The 16,041-nt window shown below is 68.2% G+C and carries 12 protein-coding genes; 5 read left to right on the top strand and 7 right to left on the bottom strand.

Annotation, left to right across the window (positions count from 1 at the left end; all coding sequences use genetic code 11):
* Positions 1-18: 18 nt before the first annotated feature.
* A complete protein-coding gene (locus OHS16_RS24430) occupies positions 19-444 on the bottom strand; it encodes a Rieske (2Fe-2S) protein (RefSeq protein ID WP_328539389.1) in 426 nt (141 codons plus the stop codon).
* 256 nt (positions 445-700) lie between these two features.
* Between OHS16_RS24430 and OHS16_RS24425 the strand changes: the two genes are divergently transcribed.
* A complete protein-coding gene (locus OHS16_RS24425) occupies positions 701-1,621 on the top strand; it encodes a carbohydrate kinase family protein (protein ID WP_328539388.1) in 921 nt (306 codons plus the stop codon).
* A gap of 151 nt (positions 1,622-1,772) precedes the next feature.
* Here OHS16_RS24425 and OHS16_RS24420 read toward each other — a convergent pair whose 3' ends face one another.
* Positions 1,773-2,588: an alpha/beta fold hydrolase gene (locus OHS16_RS24420; protein ID WP_328539387.1), complete on the bottom strand. Its 816-nt coding sequence runs from the start codon at positions 2,586-2,588 to the stop codon at positions 1,773-1,775.
* On the bottom strand, positions 2,585-5,632 hold the full coding sequence (gene uvrA / locus OHS16_RS24415; RefSeq protein WP_328539386.1) for an excinuclease ABC subunit UvrA: 3,048 nt from the start codon (positions 5,630-5,632) through the stop codon (positions 2,585-2,587). The genes OHS16_RS24420 and uvrA overlap by 4 nt, the downstream gene beginning before the upstream one ends.
* 188 nt (positions 5,633-5,820) lie before the next feature.
* On the opposite strand from uvrA, the gene OHS16_RS24410 reads away from it, so the two are divergent.
* Positions 5,821-6,441 (top strand): maleylpyruvate isomerase family mycothiol-dependent enzyme, encoded by a 621-nt coding sequence (locus tag OHS16_RS24410; protein WP_328539385.1) that lies wholly within the window; start codon positions 5,821-5,823, stop codon positions 6,439-6,441.
* 10 nt (positions 6,442-6,451) lie between these two features.
* Positions 6,452-7,108: an MBL fold metallo-hydrolase gene (locus tag OHS16_RS24405; RefSeq protein ID WP_328539384.1), complete on the top strand. Its 657-nt coding sequence runs from the start codon at positions 6,452-6,454 to the stop codon at positions 7,106-7,108.
* 88 nt (positions 7,109-7,196) lie between these two features.
* Here OHS16_RS24405 and OHS16_RS24400 read toward each other — a convergent pair whose 3' ends face one another.
* The 4 genes from OHS16_RS24400 to uvrB form a co-directional block, all read right to left on the bottom strand.
* On the bottom strand, positions 7,197-8,177 hold the full coding sequence (locus tag OHS16_RS24400) for a TerC family protein (RefSeq protein WP_328539383.1): 981 nt from the start codon (positions 8,175-8,177) through the stop codon (positions 7,197-7,199).
* Positions 8,178-8,611: 434 nt separating this feature from the next.
* Entirely contained in the window at positions 8,612-10,525 is a 1,914-nt protein-coding gene (locus OHS16_RS24395) for a TerD family protein (RefSeq protein WP_328539382.1), read from the bottom strand.
* A gap of 165 nt (positions 10,526-10,690) precedes the next feature.
* Complete coding sequence (locus OHS16_RS24390; protein ID WP_328540968.1) at positions 10,691-11,257, bottom strand: TerD family protein; 567 nt, start codon at positions 11,255-11,257, stop codon at positions 10,691-10,693.
* 142 nt (positions 11,258-11,399) lie between these two features.
* Entirely contained in the window at positions 11,400-13,520 is a 2,121-nt protein-coding gene (gene uvrB / locus OHS16_RS24385) for an excinuclease ABC subunit UvrB (protein ID WP_328539381.1), read from the bottom strand.
* Between the two features lie 86 nt (positions 13,521-13,606).
* Here uvrB and OHS16_RS24380 point away from each other — a divergent pair, with 86 nt between their 5' ends.
* Together OHS16_RS24380 and OHS16_RS24375 are read left to right on the top strand one after the other, a co-directional pair.
* Positions 13,607-14,152 (top strand): methylated-DNA--[protein]-cysteine S-methyltransferase, encoded by a 546-nt coding sequence (locus OHS16_RS24380; protein WP_328539380.1) that lies wholly within the window; start codon positions 13,607-13,609, stop codon positions 14,150-14,152.
* Between the two features lie 367 nt (positions 14,153-14,519).
* On the top strand, positions 14,520-15,968 hold the full coding sequence (locus OHS16_RS24375) for a WGR domain-containing protein (RefSeq protein WP_328539379.1): 1,449 nt from the start codon (positions 14,520-14,522) through the stop codon (positions 15,966-15,968).
* Positions 15,969-16,041 lie beyond the last annotated feature (73 nt).

Genomic DNA, 16,041 nt, shown 5'->3' with positions numbered 1-16,041 from the left:
GGGTCACGGAGCGCGGGGTCACGCCTTCTCGTCGCGGCCCGCGATCAGCTTGCCTCCCACGACCTTCACCGGGACGTCGGACAACGGCCTGCTGGCCGGGCCGTGCAGCACCTTGCCGTTGGTGACGTCGAACCGGCTGCCGTGGCAGGGGCAGATGCCCACTGTGCCCTCGATCTTGTCCAGCGGGCAGTTCTGATGGGTGCAGCGCGACCAGAGCGCCTTGTACTCGTCGGCGCTCGGCCGGCTCACGATCAGGAATTCGTCGCGGTAGTACGTGACGCCACCGACCGGGACCGCGTCCGCCGAGCCGAGGTCGACGGGCTTGTCCGGTCCCGCCGATGAGCCGCCGCCACCGCCCGAGCAGGCGGTGAGTCCGAGCCCGGCGGCGCCCGCGAGGGCTGCTCCCATGAGGACGGTACGGCGGGTGGGAGGCAGGTCGGACATGCGGGCTCCACTGTTCACAGGCATGGATCGTTCACCGGCACAGGTGACGGACGCGACGATACCGGTGGGGAGCCCCGGCGATCTCCGTGGCCACCGCAGCACGCGGAGCGGCCGCAGCGACCACGGGCATCCGCAGCGTGCGTGATATCCGCTGCGTGTGTGACATCCGCTGCGTGTGTGACATCCGCTGCGTCCGTGACATCCGCTGCGATCGATGCGTTTACGGCTGCGACGGGTTCGGCTACGTTCGGACCCTGTGATCACCGTCGCCGGAGAGTCCCTGATCGACCTGGTGCCGCAGCACGCCCTGGTGCCCGGCGAGCCACTGCCCGCCCTGCTGCCACGGCTGGGCGGTGGTCCTTACAACACCGCCATAGCGCTGGGACGGATGGGCTCCCCGGTGAACTTCTGTTCCAGGGTGTCCACGGACCACTTCGGCGATGCGCTGCTCGACGCGCTCCGGTCCGCAGGGGTCGGTCTCTCCCTGGTGCAGCGTGGCGATGAGCCGACGACGCTCGCGGTGGCGGCGCTCGACGCCGCCGGCTCCGCCGGGTACGGGTTCTACGCCGAGGGCAGTGCCGACCGCCTCTTCGAGCTGCCGGACCGGCTACCGCCTGGTGCGAGGGCGTTGTCTGTCGGCACCTGTTCGCTGGTGCTCGAACCGGGCGCGAGTGCGTATGAAGCGCTGCTGCGGAGAGAATCCGCCCGCGGTGTGTTCACGCTGCTGGACCCGAACATCCGCGCAGGGCTGATCCCCGACCCGGACGGCTACCGCAAGCGGTTCCGGGGCTGGCTGCCGGACGTGACACTGCTGAAGCTGTCCGACGATGATGCGAGATGGCTCGGCGGCACCCCGCAGGAATGGCTGGCCGCCGGTCCGGAGGCCGTGGTGATCACGCACGGCGGGGACGGGCTGACCGTGCGGACCAGGTCAGGCGGTGAGTACACCGTCCCCGGGGCACCCGTCGACGTGGTGGACACGATCGGCGCGGGCGACACGGTCAACGCGGGACTGCTGCACAGCCTCGCTGCGCGGGACGCGCTGTCGGCCCGTGCGACCTCGGCGCTCTCCGGCGGCGACTGGGCCGAGGTGCTGGGCTTCGCGGCGCGGGCAGCGGCCGTGACCTGTTCACGGGCCGGGGCCCAGCCGCCGTACGCACACGAGCTGAGGGGCTGAGGCGCGCCGGGGCGGCCGTGTCGCGAGGTACGCCGGGCGGCGTCCTCGGGCCGCGCCGGGCCGCCGTGTGCTGAGTGCGCCGCGCTACGTGTGCCTGGGAGGCCCGGGCCGCATGTCCTGAGGTGCGCCCAGCGATCGTGTCGCGGCCCGGTCAGAGAAACGCGGCGACGGCCGCCCGGAACGCTTCCGGGTCCTCCGCCCAGGGCAGGTGCCCGGCGCCTCGGATGGTGACCCGCCGGACGCGGGGCAGCGCCCGCTCGAGCGAGTCCACTGCCGAGCGTGGACGGAGGTCGCGGTCCCCGTCCACGATCAGCACCGGGACGTCCAGCGCGGCGCATCTCGCGTGCAGTTCCGGGGTGCCCCAGCTCTGCTGGTTCTCCGCGTTGATGGTGTCGTTGGCGGTGTGGTTGATGCCGAACCAGGGGGTGGCCATGCGCTCGGCCAACTCTCGTGCACGGCCCGGGTCCTGGAACTCGACGGCCCACTGGAGCACGGCACGCTCCCGGCCGCTGAGAGTCCGCCAGCGTCCCAGATGCTCCCCCAGGCCCGCATGGAGGTGGCGTACGAACTGCGGATGCCAGGTGGCGTCGGGGTCGATGCCGGTGCCGGAAAGATAGATGAGGCTGCTGACCCGTGCGGGATGCTCCAGTGCATAGCTCAGGGCCAGTTGAGCGCCCCATGAGTGGCCGAGCAGCGCCATGCGCTCCAGCCCGGAGCTGTGGCGCACCGCATCGAGGTCCGCGACCGAGCCGGCGAGAGTGTACGGGCCGTCGGACGGTGCGGAGCGACCGCATCCCCGCTGGTCCCAGCGGTACACGGTATGGCCGGGTACCAACTCGGCCACGTCCTCCAGGGTGTCCCACAGACCGGGGCCGCCGTGGCAGAACACCACGGGCGGCCCTTCACCACGACGCTCGGCCCAGAGCCGCGCACCGTCGTCGGTCCTTGCCTCCACCGGCGTGGTCACGAAGCGCGGCGTGGGCGGGTCACCTTCTTCGCGGTGGTGGCCTTCTTGGCGGTGGCTGTGTTCTTGGCGGTGACAGCCTTCTTGGCCGTGGCCGTGCTCGCGGCGGCGACAGCCCTCTTGGCCGTGGCTGCCTTCTTCGCGGTGGCTGTCTTCTTCGCCGTGGCTGGGGTCTTCCTTCTCACCGGTGTCGCGTCGCTGATCCGCTCGGCGTCAAGGATGTCGCGGAGGAACTTGCCGGTATGGCTGGCCGGGATCCCGGCTACCTGCTCCGGTGTGCCCTCGGCGATGACCAGGCCGCCGCCGCTGCCGCCTTCGGGGCCCATGTCGATGACCCAGTCGGCGGTCTTGACGACATCCAGGTTGTGCTCGATGACGATCACCGAATTGCCCTTGTCCACCAGGCCGGACAGCACATTGATCAGCTTGCTGATGTCCTCGAAATGAAGTCCGGTGGTGGGCTCGTCGAGCACGTACACGGTGCGCCCCGTCGAGCGCTTCTGAAGCTCGCTCGCCAGCTTCACACGCTGGGCCTCACCGCCCGAGAGTGTGGGCGCGGACTGGCCGAGACGGACATATCCGAGACCGACTTCGTGGAGCGTGCGCAGATGACGTGCGATGGTCGGCACGGCCTCGAAGAAGTCCAGGCCCTCCTCGATCGGCATGTCGAGAACCTCGGCGATGGACTTGCCCTTGTAGTGGACCTCCAGCGTCTCCCGGTTGTAGCGCGCCCCGTGACAGACCTCGCAGGGGACGTACACGTCCGGCAGGAAGTTCATCTCGATCTTGATCGTGCCGTCGCCCGAGCAGTTCTCGCAGCGGCCGCCCTTGACGTTGAAGGAGAACCGGCCCGGCAGATAGCCGCGGACCTTGGCCTCCATCGTCTCGGCGAAGAGCCGGCGGACGTGGTCGAAGACACCCGTGTACGTAGCCGGGTTGGACCGGGGGGTGCGGCCGATGGGCGACTGGTCGACATGCACGACCTTGTCGACCAGGTCGTCGCCGTCCACCCGGGTGTGCCGGCCCGGCACCGTGCGCGCACCGTTGAGCTCGCGTGCCAGATGGGTGTAGAGGATGTCATTGACCAGCGTGGACTTGCCGGAACCCGAGACACCGGTGACCGCGGTCAGCACGCCGAGCGGGAAGGACACGTCGATGTCCTGCAGGTTGTTCTCCCGGGCACCGTGCACCGTCAGCTGCCGCCCCGGGTCCGCCGGCCTGCGCAGGTCCGGAATCGGGATGGCCCGCTTGCCCGCCAGATACTGGCCGGTCAGCGACTCATCGTTGGTGAGCAGCTCCTTCAGCGATCCCGAGTGGACGACCTTGCCCCCGTGCTCACCCGCGCCGGGGCCGATGTCGACGACCCAGTCGGCGACCTTGATGGTGTCCTCGTCGTGCTCGACGACGATGAGCGTGTTCCCCATGTCGCGGAGCCGCACCAGTGTCTCGATGAGCCGGTGGTTGTCGCGCTGGTGCAGTCCGATGGACGGCTCGTCCAGCACATAGAGCACGCCGACCAGGCCCGAGCCGATCTGGGTGGCCAGGCGGATGCGCTGCGCCTCGCCTCCCGAAAGGGTGCCGGCCGCGCGGTTCAGAGAGAGGTAGTCGAGACCGACGTCGACCAGGAACTTCAGCCGTTCGTTGACCTCCTTCAGCACTCGCTCGGCGATCTTCTTGTCCCGGGCGTTGAGCTTCAGCCGGCCCAGGAATTCCGCGCATTCGCTGATGGACATAGCGGCGACGTCGGCGATGGACTTCTCCATCACCGTGACCGCCAGGACGATCGGCTTGAGCCGGGTGCCCTCGCAGGTGGGGCAGGGCACTTCGCGCATATAGCCCTCGAAGCGCTCACGGCTGGAGTCGCTCTCGGCTTCCGAGTGACGCCGTTTGACGAAGGGCAGGACTCCCTCGAAGGAGGTCGTGTAAGCGCGCTCACGCCCGTAGCGGTTGCGGTAGCGGACCTCGATCTGGGTCCTGTGGCCGTGCAGCAGGGCCTTCCTGGCACGCTGCGGCAGCCCGGCCCAGGGGATGTCCGTGCGGAAGCCGAGTTCTTCGGCGAGCGCGTTGACCAGCCGCGCGAAGTATTCCTTGGTGTGGCCCTGGGACCACGGCGAGATCGCGCCCTCGTCGAGAGACTTGTCCTCGTCGGGGACGATCAGCTCGGGATCCACCTCCATGCGCGTACCGATGCCGGTGCAGTCGGGGCAGGCGCCGAAGGGCGAGTTGAAGGAGAAGGAACGTGGCTCCAGCTCCTCGAAGGACAGGTCGTCGTAGGCGCAGTAGAGGTGTTCGGAGTACATCCGCTCACGCTCGGGGTCGTCAGCCGGCAGATCGACGAAGTCGAGAATGACCATGCCGCCGGCCAGCCCGAGGGCAGTCTCCACCGAGTCGGTGAGACGGCGCTTGGCGGTGTCCTTCACCGTGAGGCGGTCGATGACCACCTCGATGGTGTGCTTCTCCTGCTTCTTCAGCTTGGGAGGCTCGGCGAGCTGGATCGTCTCGCCGTCGACCCGGGCGCGGCTGTAGCCCTTGGTCTGGAGGTCGGAGAAGAGGTCCACGAACTCGCCCTTGCGCTCCCGCACGAGCGGCGAGAGCACCTGGAAGCGGCTGCCCTCGGGCAGCTCGAGAACCTTGTCGACGATGGCCTGCGGCGACTGGCGAGAGATGGGCCGGCCGCACTGCGGGCAGTGCGGCTTTCCGATGCGCGCGAAGAGCAGACGCAGGTAGTCGTAGACCTCGGTGATGGTGCCGACCGTCGAGCGCGGGTTGCGCGAGGTCGACTTCTGGTCGATGGAAACCGCCGGCGAGAGGCCTTCGATGAAGTCCACATCGGGCTTGTCCATCTGGCCGAGGAACTGCCGGGCGTACGAGGACAGCGATTCGACATAGCGCCGCTGCCCCTCGGCGAAGATCGTGTCGAACGCGAGGGAGGACTTGCCCGAACCGGAGAGCCCGGTGAAGACGATCAGGGAGTCACGCGGGAGGTCGATCGAGACGTTCTTGAGGTTGTGCTCACGAGCGCCACGAACGATGAGACGGTCGGCCACGCCGGTCCGCACCTTTCTGAGAGAAGAAGCAGGGGCGGAGCCCCCTCCCCAGGGTATGGGGGGCGCCTCAGCGATGTCTTGGGATGGCTTGTTGGATGCCTCTCACGAGCTTATAGCACGTGCATTCGATTTACGGTCTCGGGCAAACACCTTCACCCGAAGGAGTGGCGGGGCCTATCGTCAGCCGCATGATCGATCACGAGCGCGACCTGGCTTCCCTGGACGAAGCGACCGAGCGGCTCCTCGCCGCCGTGGCCGGACTGGACAACGTTACGCTCGCCGGCCCTTCACGGCTCCCCGGCTGGTCGCGCGGCCACGTACTGGCTCATATCGCCCGCAATGCGGATGCCCTGGGCAACGTACTCGCCGGCCTGCCGATGTACGAAACCTCCGAGGCCCGCGACGCGGACATCGAGCGCGATGCCCCGCGCCCGCACGCCGTGCAGCTGGAGGACGTGCGCGGGAGTGCTGCCCGTTTCCGCGAGCGGACGGGACTTCCGGCCGACTGGTCACGCACCGTCACGCTGCGCAACGGCGTCACCGACTCCGCCGCCCGGGTGCCCTTCCGGCGCTGGGTCGAGGTCGCGCTGCATCACGTCGATCTGAACATCGGTTACGAACTGGAGGACCTGCCGGAGGAGTTCATCGAGCGGGAGATCGATTTCCTGCGCCGGCGTTTCTCCGGCGACCCCGCGGTGGCCGGGGTCACCGGGCCTCCCCAGGCACTGGTGGGATGGCTTTCGGGCCGCAGGGACGGCGCAGGCCTCAAAGCCCCCGCAGGCGCCCTGCCGGTGCTCCCCCCGCTCTAGAATCAGAGGCATGACGTACAGCGGAATGGTGAAGGTCGGCGGCGGGGCGGACGTACACGAGCTGACAGCTCTGATGATCTCCAAGGTCGCCGTGGGCCCGATGAACAACAACGCGTATCTGCTGCGCTGCCGGGCGACCGGTGAGCAATTGCTCATCGACGCGGCCAACGACACCACGACACTGCTTCAGCTGATCGGCGACGACTCGATCACCTCCGTCGTCACGACCCACCGGCACGGTGACCACTGGCAGTCCCTGGAGGCGGTCGTCGCCGCGACCGGCGCCCGCACCTACGCGGGCCGCTACGACACTGACGGCATTCCCGTGTCCACGGACGTGCCGGTCGAGGACGGCGACACGATCCAGGTCGGCGAGGCCTCGCTGACCGCCCGCCGGCTGATCGGCCACACCCCCGGGTCCATCGTGCTCGTGTACGACGACCCGCACGGCCACCCCCATGTCTTCACCGGGGACTGCCTCTTTCCCGGGGGCGTCGGGAAGACCGACAAAAATCCCGAGTCCTTCACGAGCCTTCTCGACGGCGTCGAGGCGAAGCTCTTCGACCGACTCGCCGACGAGAGCTGGATCTATCCCGGGCACGGGCACGACACCACACTGGGCGACGAGCGTCCGCACCTCGGCGAGTGGCGTGCACGAGGCTGGTGACCGCCCCGCTCCGCCCCGGGGGGATGCACCCCGGGGCCCCCGTCCGCCCCGGCGCCCGCGCGCCGGCCGCGGGTGTTGATCACCGTCGTCAGGCGTCGATGCGGTCCTTGCCTGACTCCTCGGCTGCCGCTGCCTTCCCGTTGGCTATCAGACTGGTGACGGTGGTGACGATCAGCACCCCGCAGATCACCGCCAACGAGACCGGTATGGAGATCTCGGGCACATGCACCCCGGACTCGTGCAGTGCGTGCAACAACAGCTTGACACCGATGAAGCCCAGGATGACCGACAGCCCGTAGCTGAGGTGCACGAGCTTGGTGAGCAGGCCGCCGATGAGGAAGTACAGCTGCCGCAGGCCCATCAGCGCGAAGGCATTGGCCGTGAAGACGATGTAGGGGTCCTGGGTGAGACCGAAGATCGCGGGAATCGAGTCCATCGCGAACAGCACGTCGGTGGTACCGATGGCGAGCATGACGACCATCAGCGGGGTCAGGACGCGCTTGCCGTTCCTCCTGATGAAGAGCTTGGTGCCGTGATATCCGTCCGCGACTCCGAAACGCCGCTCAATGGACTTGAGCAGCCGGTTCTCCTCGAACTCCGCTTCGTCCTCATCGGAGCGCGCCTCCTTGATGAGCTTCCAGGCGGTGTAGATCAGGAAGGCACCGAACAAAAAGAACACCCATGAGAAACCGGCGATGATCGCGGCCCCCGCGGCGATGAACACCGCACGAAGGACGAGCGCGATCAGCACGCCGAAGAGCAGCACACGCTGCTGAAGATGAGAAGGCACCGAGAACTTCGCCATGATCAGGATGAAGACGAAGAGATTGTCGACGCTGAGCGACTTCTCGGTGATGAAGCCGGCGAAGAACTCACCCGACGCCTGACTGCTTCCGAAGAACAGCAGGCCCAGCCCGAAGAGTGCGGCCAGGGCTATCCAGGCCACTGTCCAGATTCCGGCTTCCTTGATCGATACGTCGTGAGGCTTGCGCCCGATGACGAAGTCGACGGCGATCAGGGCGATCAGACCGGCAATGGTCAGCGCCCACAGGGTCAGGGAAACATTCATCACGCCTCCGGCGATTGCTACGGCTACTTGGTCAGCGTCGTGGCTACCGGAGGTCTCTTCCACCCGCGCCGTTCATCGGCGCAATGGGCCGACGCCCCGGGACCGGGTGGTCCGTACTGACGGAACGTCGCACTTGGGGAGTACTCCCCTCCGCACAAAAGAAGAGTACAGGAAGCACCAAGGACAGGTAAAGAGAAAGGTAAGGAAGAGCCAAGTCGCCGACAGTGGGTCGTGATCCTTGCCATGCGCACAACGACAGCCGCAGCACCTCGCCGCATTGACGAGCACCCGGATGTCCGGCGTATGGACGTCCCCCGCCTCGAGATGCACCGCAGCCGAAGCCGAAGCCGTGCGCCGGCTCCGCCGGGGATGCGGACGGTCCTCGGGCCGGCGAAGTGGTCCGGAACCTCGGGCTGAGTCAGCGGGTGACGAGATCAGCGGGGCCAGGCACGACGCGCCTCCACGACATGGCCGAGCACCTGCTGAAGCACATCACTGCCGCCCGGCACCAGCAATGGCTCAAACGTCCAGGCGTGGCCGACCCAGGGGTCGGCGAGGTGATCGTCAGCCACCGGAGTGACGCGCAGCAGGGAGCGCCAGAGGGGATCGAGCAGCGGGCCGTACGTACTGGCGTCCTCCCGGTCGGCTACCAGCAGCAGGTGGACGCCGACGGCCGGCCCCTCGTCGGCGAGATAGCGCAGCTGGGTGAGCGCCCGGTCGTCGAAGCCGTGCGGAAAGTCGTTGATGATCAACAGCTGCTCCGCGCTGTCCACGTCGAGTGGAAGGGAGTCCGCCGCGCCTCCGCGAACCGCCATCTGCACGAGGTCCACGCGCCTGGTGAGCCGGGCAAGCACCGAGGCCACCTCCCGCGCCCCGCTCGCCGGTGGCTCATCGAGCGCCCCGGACCTGACAAGTGGGGCGAGTGGCCCGGCGGCGGAACCGGCCGGATCGATGACATGCACCGCGAACTCGCCTGCCGGATGCACGGCCAGAAACCGGGCGGCAAGAGCCACAGCCGTGTCCATGGCAAGAGTGCGCAGCCGGGCCGGGCCGGACAGCCCCGAGGACTCCGGGGCGGTACGGCCGCTGTCGACCCACAGGCCCCGCTCCAGCGGAAGCCGGACCAGCATCGGGATGCGCAGTTCCGGACATTCCGGAAGATGCAGATCGCCGACGCGCAGTGCCATCGGTATCTCCATCGGGACCCGGTATCCGTGCCAGACGGGATTGTCCCAGCGGGCGAAAGCGGGTGCCAGGGCCGGTTCGACCACCTGGGATTCAGCGATGAGCTGGGCCAGGTCGCGGTCGAGTGCCGCACGGGCCTGCGCCGCCAGCTGGTCACGCTTGGCCTGAGCCTGTTCGCGGGCCAGGGTTCCTGCGGAGCCGATCCGGCTGCGCGGATCGGAAAGAGCCCGGTCGAGCTCCCGTTCCATGCGCGACTCGGCGAAGCCGATGGCACTTCGACAGGCGGCCACGGCCCGGGCCAGGTCTTCGAACATGCCCCACACCTGGTTGTAGAGGCGCTCCTCCATGGACCAGCCGGTGGCGTCACCGGCGACCGGCCGTGCGAGCTGTCCGGGCGAGGCGGGCACGGCGGTGGGAGGAGACGGCGGAGCGGCCGCCTGTCTGCGCGGGTGCGCGTAGTCGACCGGGCCGGCACCCGATGCGGCAGGTGCCACCGAGCCGCTGCCCGTCACGGGCTGCTGGTCGTTCTCGGGACCCGCGCCGACCGCGCTCGTTCGCACTGCCCGCTCGCCCTCGGCCATACGCGGCGGGGGTGCCGCCACCGAGCGGGCCATGCCACCCGACACCGCGTCCTCGACGATCCGTGCGAGCTCGCCGGCCCCCGGCAGCCCCTGGTCCCGGAACAGCTCTGCGAGACCGCCCGCGTACCCCTGGCCGACCGCACGGACCTTCCAGGCGCTCTGCCGCCGGTAGAGCTCGAGGGCGACCAACGCCGACTCCTCGCCGAGACCGGTGATCGTGTAGCTGGCGACTTCCGGACCGTCCAGTCCGGTCACGGAGGCGAAGGGGGCCGCGATGGCTCCGAAGGAGGCGGCGCCACCGGTACGGGCGGGCAGGGCGAGCAGCACACTGACCCGGTGCACCGCGTCCGGCAGCGCCCCCAGGTCCACGGCGAGCCGGTGGTCGGCGGCTGCCTGCCGGGACACCTCCAGACCGGGGAGCAGCGGCGTCCCCGGGTGGGCGACCCATTCCGTGGAGCGGACGCGCCCGTGTTCGTCGCCGAGCGTGGCCCCGGCCATGACCGGCTTCCCGGCCGATATGCGGATTTCCAGTCGGGTCCCGGGCAGGGGGTGGTTCTGCCCCCGGACCAGCTCGGCCGTCATCGCCCGTCCCCCTCGTCGCGTCGCAGTGCCCGGTGCGCGCTGCTGATCTGCTGTTGCCGGTCTGCTGTCCGCCGGTGATGCGATGCAGCTCCCGGAGGCGCGATGCCTCCGGGAGCTGCGTGTCGTCCTGTCCGCCTCGTGCGTACGAAAGAGGCGCGCTCCGCTCTACAGGTGCGGCAGGATCGCCGGCATCAGGTCCTGGAACGTGCGGCCGTTGGCCGGGCTGCCGATGGCCGTCATCTGCCAGCCGGCTCCCGCACGGTGCACCTTCGCCATGATCTGGGCGGTGAACTGACCGCCGCCGTCGAGCGTGTAGCGGGCGAGCTCGTCACCGTTGGTCTCGTCGACGATGCGGCAGAAGGCGTTCTGCACTTCCTGGAACGTCTGGCCGGTGAAGGAGTTCACCGTGAAGACGATCTGGTCGATATGCACCGGAACGCGCTGCAGGTCGACCAGGATCGCCTCGTCGTCGCCGCCCTGGCCCGCGCCGCCGACCAGGTTGTCACCGGTGTGCTTGACCGAACCGTCGTCGCTGATGAGATGACGGAAGAACACCACGTCGACCGGCTGCTTGTCGGCGAAGAGCACGGCCGACGCGTCGAGGTCGATCTCACGGGTACGCGAACCGAACAGCCCACGGCGCGGAGCCGCCTGCCATCCGAGTCCCATGCGCACCGCGGTCAGGGTGCCCCCGTCGTTCTTCTGCAGGCTGATGGCCTGCCCCTTGGTCAGGTTGACGCCAGGGCCCTTGGCAAAATTGGCCGTCACGCGCTGTCCCTTCTCCTGTTTCCCCACGTTTTACCCGCACCCTACGCAGTCGGGCTGACGACGCAGGAGGCCCGGGCCGTTTTTGTGTCGTTGTTGCAACAACGTCTCAGGCCTGCCCGGCCTCCTTCATCTGGCGCAGCTCCTTCTTGAGTTCACCGACTTCATCCCGCAGCCGGGCAGCAACCTCGAACTGCAGATCCGCGGCCGCTGCCCGCATCCGCTCGGTCATCTCCTCGATGATCCCGGCGAGTTCTGCGGCAGGGCGATCGGTGAGGACCGTCTTCGATGTCTTCGACCGCTTCGCCGCGGCGCCCAGCGAGGGCACCGGAGCCTTTGCCTGCTTCCCTTCCTTCGCCTGGCGGTAGCCGGTGCCGAGCAGTTCCTCGGTGTCGACCTCCTCGCGTGCGATGGTCGCGACAATGTCGTTGATCTTCTTGCGCAGCGGCTGCGGGTCGAGACCGCGCTCCTTGTTGTACGCGACCTGCTTCTCCCGGCGGCGGTTGGTCTCGTCGATGGCCTTCTCCATGGCCGGGGTGATCCGGTCGGCATACATGTGGACCTGCCCCGAGACGTTGCGCGCCGCCCGCCCGATCGTCTGGATCAGCGAGGTCCCCGAGCGCAGGAATCCCTCCTTGTCCGCGTCGAGGATCGCGACGAGCGACACCTCGGGAAGGTCGAGCCCCTCACGCAGCAGGTTGATGCCGACCAGTACGTCGTACTCACCGGCCCGCAGCTCGCGCAGCAGCTCGATGCGGCGCAGGGTGTCGACGTCGCTGTGCAGATAGCGCACCTGGATACCCAGGTTGAGGAAGTAGTCCGTGAGGTCCTCGGCCATCTTCTTGGTGAGCGTGGTGACCAGAACCCGCTCGTCCTTCTCCGTGCGCGTGCGGATCTCGTGCACCAGGTCGTCGATCTGCCCCTCGGTGGGCTTGACGACGACTTCGGGGTCGACAAGGCCGGTGGGCCTGATGATCTGCTCCACGAAGCCGTCACCGCGGGAGAGCTCGTAGGTGCCGGGGGTGGCGGAGAGATAGACCGTCTGACCGATCCGCTTCTGGAACTCCTCCCACTTCAACGGCCTGTTGTCCAGGGCGGACGGCAGACGGAAGCCGTGATCGACCAGGGTGCGCTTGCGGGAGGCGTCGCCCTCGTACATCGCGCCGATCTGCGGCACGGTGACATGCGACTCGTCGAGAACGAGCAGGAAATCCTCTGGGAAGTAGTCGAGGAGGGTGTTGGGCGCCGTGCCGGGGTCGCGCCCGTCGAAGTGCATCGAGTAGTTCTCGACGCCGGAGCAGCTGCCGATCTGGCGCAGCATCTCCAGGTCATAGGTGGTGCGCATGCGCAGCCGCTGGGACTCCAGCATCTTTCCCTGCTTGTCCAGCTCGGCGAGCCTGCCCTCCAGCTCCTTCTCGATGCCGTTGACCGCCTTCTCCATACGCTCGGGGCCCGCGACGTAGTGGGTGGCCGGGAAGACGTAGAGGGATGTGTCCTCGCTGATGATCTCGCCGGTGAGCGGGTGCAGCGTGGAGAGCGCTTCGATCTCGTCGCCGAACATCTCGATCCGGACAGCCAGCTCCTCGTACACCGGGAAGATCTCGATGGTGTCGCCCCGCACCCGGAAGGTGCCGCGGGTGAACGCAGTGTCATTGCGGGTGTACTGGATGTCGACGAACCTGCGGAGCAACTGGTCGCGGTCGATCTCCTCGCCGACCTTGAGCGAGACCATCCGGTCGACGTACTCCTGCGGTGTGCCGAGGCCGTAGATGCAGGAGACCGATGCGACCACGATGACGTCGCGGCGGGTCAGCAGTGAGTTCGTGGCGGAGTGCCGCAGCCGTTCGACCTCCTCGTTGATCGAGGAGTCCTTCTCGATGTACGTATCGGACTGCGGGACGTATGCCTCGGGCTGGTAGTAGTCGTAGTACGAGACGAAGTACTCGACGGCGTTATGGGGAAGCAGCTCGCGGAATTCGTTCGCCAGCTGGGCGGCGAGCGTCTTGTTCGGAGCCATCACCAGGGTGGGGCGCTGAAGCTTTTCGATCATCCAGGCGGTCGTCGCCGACTTTCCGGTGCCGGTTGCGCCGAGCAGGACGACATCCTTCTCACCTGCACGAATGCGCTTCTCCAGCTCGGCGATGGCCGTCGGCTGGTCACCGCTGGGCTGGTAGGGACTGACGACCTCGAAAGGCGCCACCGTGCGTTCGATCTTGGAAACGGGCCGCATGGAACCACCGTACGACCCGCCACCGACAACGGGGCTGAATCGCCGTCCCGCAAGGGCTGTCGGTGGACCGTCGTACGGTGGTCCGTGTGGACGGAGACAGTCGAACCATCGAGTGGACCTGGATCGGGACCGGCATCGGGCCTCTGCTGCTCGCCGTGACCGGAAAGGGGCTGGCGAACGTCGTGTTCCATGCGGATCCGGCGGCGCGGGAGAAGGCTCTGCAGCGGCTCACCTCACGGTTCGGCGCGCCGCCGGTGGAATCGCCGCAATCCTCCCGGCTGGCCGAGCCCATACGTCAGCTGACCGCATACTTCGCTGGAGAACTGCGCGAATTCACGCTGCCGCTCGACTGGGCACTCTCGTCCGGATTCAACCGCGAGGTGCTGCGTGAGCTGGCCGCAGGTGTCCCCTACGGCACGGTCGTGGGGTACGGCGATCTGGCCCGCAGAGTGGGCCGGCCCGCGGCGGCCCAGGCAGTCGGCGCCGCGATGGGGTCGAATCCGCTGCCTGTCGTTGTGCCGTGCCACCGGGTGGTGGAGAGCGGCGGCGGGCTCGGCGGCTTCGGCGGCGGCCTCGAGACGAAACGGCAGCTGCTGGCGTTGGAGTGCGTGCTGCCGGAGCCGCTCTTCTGATCCCCGGCGCCCGGTACCGGCGCCCGCAGGCGTTCGGCACCGCCCTTCCGCAGCCTGCGGCAGGTGAGCGGGGGCCGCTCGCGATGGAATCCGTCGTGTCACACCACTGCGCAGCGGAGCCCCTCGGCCGCGGCGCTCTGCGCATTACCTCCCGGCACGGTGGCCCACCCTGCGGGGACACGCCCTGCGGTAGCAACGGGGTGCGGCCGAGGCCGTCCACGACGCACCGTCCGGGACAGGTGCTGGATACGATACGAACTCTCCGACCTGCATTTATGACGCCGTCTGACCGATTGTCAGTGGCTCGGTCTAGCGTGAGATCACTGAAGATCGGCCGCACGGGCCGGTCCGTGGGGAGGGGTGTGTCATGGCGGCCGGGCAGGCGGGAAGGACCACGTATCTGGAGCTGTCCCAGGAGGACGGCGGGGCACACAAGTTCTACGAAGTGACGGTCGACGGGACGGCGGTGACGGTCCGGTACGGGCGGATCGGCGCCGAGGGACAGCGGCAGGTCTCGGCCTTCCCGACTGCCGAGAAGGCGAAGGCCGTTGCCGCGAAGAAGGTGGGCGAGAAGGTCCGCAAAGGCTATGCGCCCGCGGTGCAGGGGCAGCGCACGGCACGCGCGGTGACACGACGTCAGGTGACAGCGGCGCCATCGACGGCGAGGGCGACCGCACCGGTGATCTGGCGGTTCCGTACCGGCGCTTCGGCGTTCGGCATCCATATCGACGAGGACCACTGCTGGGTGGGCAATCAGCGGGGTGACGTCTACACGCTGGGTCACGACGGCGAGGTGCTGGCAAGGTTCTCGCTGCCCGACGGAGTGAAGTGCCTGGTCGCGGACGACTTCTGGATCTACGCCGGGTGCGACGACGGCAAGGTGTACGACCTGTCGTCGAAGATGCCGTTCGCCGCGTACGAGATCGCGGACGACGTGGACATTTTCTGGCTGGACATCCACGAGGGCGTGCTGAACGTATCCGACCGGAGCGGCGGTCTCACCGTCATCGACCACGAGGACGAATTCCAGTGGTCGCGCAGGTCCACCGGAAACAACGCCTGGATGGTGCGCGCGGACGACCGCGCGGTGTACCACGGGCACACCGACGGCGTGACGGCCTACGCCGCGGACGGCAGCGGCGAGTTGTGGCACACCAGGACCTTCGGCAATGTGCTCTTCGGCTGGCAGGAGGACACCGCGGTGTACGCAGGCACCGGCCGCCAGATCGTCGAGCGGCTGTCCAAGGCGACCGGGCGGAGCGAGGCGAGTTTCCACTGCGATGCGGCGGTCTACTCGTGTGCGACCTCGGCCGACGGGGAGTATGTGTTCGCCGGCGACCTGGCCTCATCCGTCTACTGCTTCACGGCGGACGGCACCCGGTTGTGGAAGCTCGGCACTGGCGGTGGCGCGGCCCTGTCGATGCAATACCACGACGAGAAGCTCTACGTCGTCACCACCGATGGCACGCTGGCCTGTATCGACGCGAGTGAGGCAGCGATTACGGCGGCGCAGGGCGGCAGTCTGCCGGTCGCCGTCGACGTGAAGCAGGCGGCAGCGCTCCCCACCTACACTCCGGCCGCGACCGTGGCCACCGTGAGTTCTGTTCCGGCGCCCGGTGCCGGGATCGTGGTCGAGTGCGTCCAGGCCGGCGGACGGCTCAGGGTCCAGGTCGTCTCGGACGGCTACGACCCGTCCTGGCACGTCCAGTTCCCCCGGGCGATACGACAGCCCGGCGCCCGTTACGTCGTGGAGGGTCTGCACTCCTCAGCGGGAGGTTTCTACCGGGTGCGCGGGGAGATAAAGCGCCTGGTGTAGCCCCCGGCACCGGCTGGAGTCGGTGCGAGAGGCGGAGCCCCGACGTTTGGCGCGGGGTCCGGCGCGCCAGGGA

The organism is Streptomyces sp. NBC_00344, from assembly GCF_036088315.1.
GTDB lineage: Bacteria > Actinomycetota > Actinomycetes > Streptomycetales > Streptomycetaceae > Streptomyces.
Note: the sequence above shows the minus strand (reverse complement) of the source record. Positions and strands in the feature narration are given on the sequence as shown.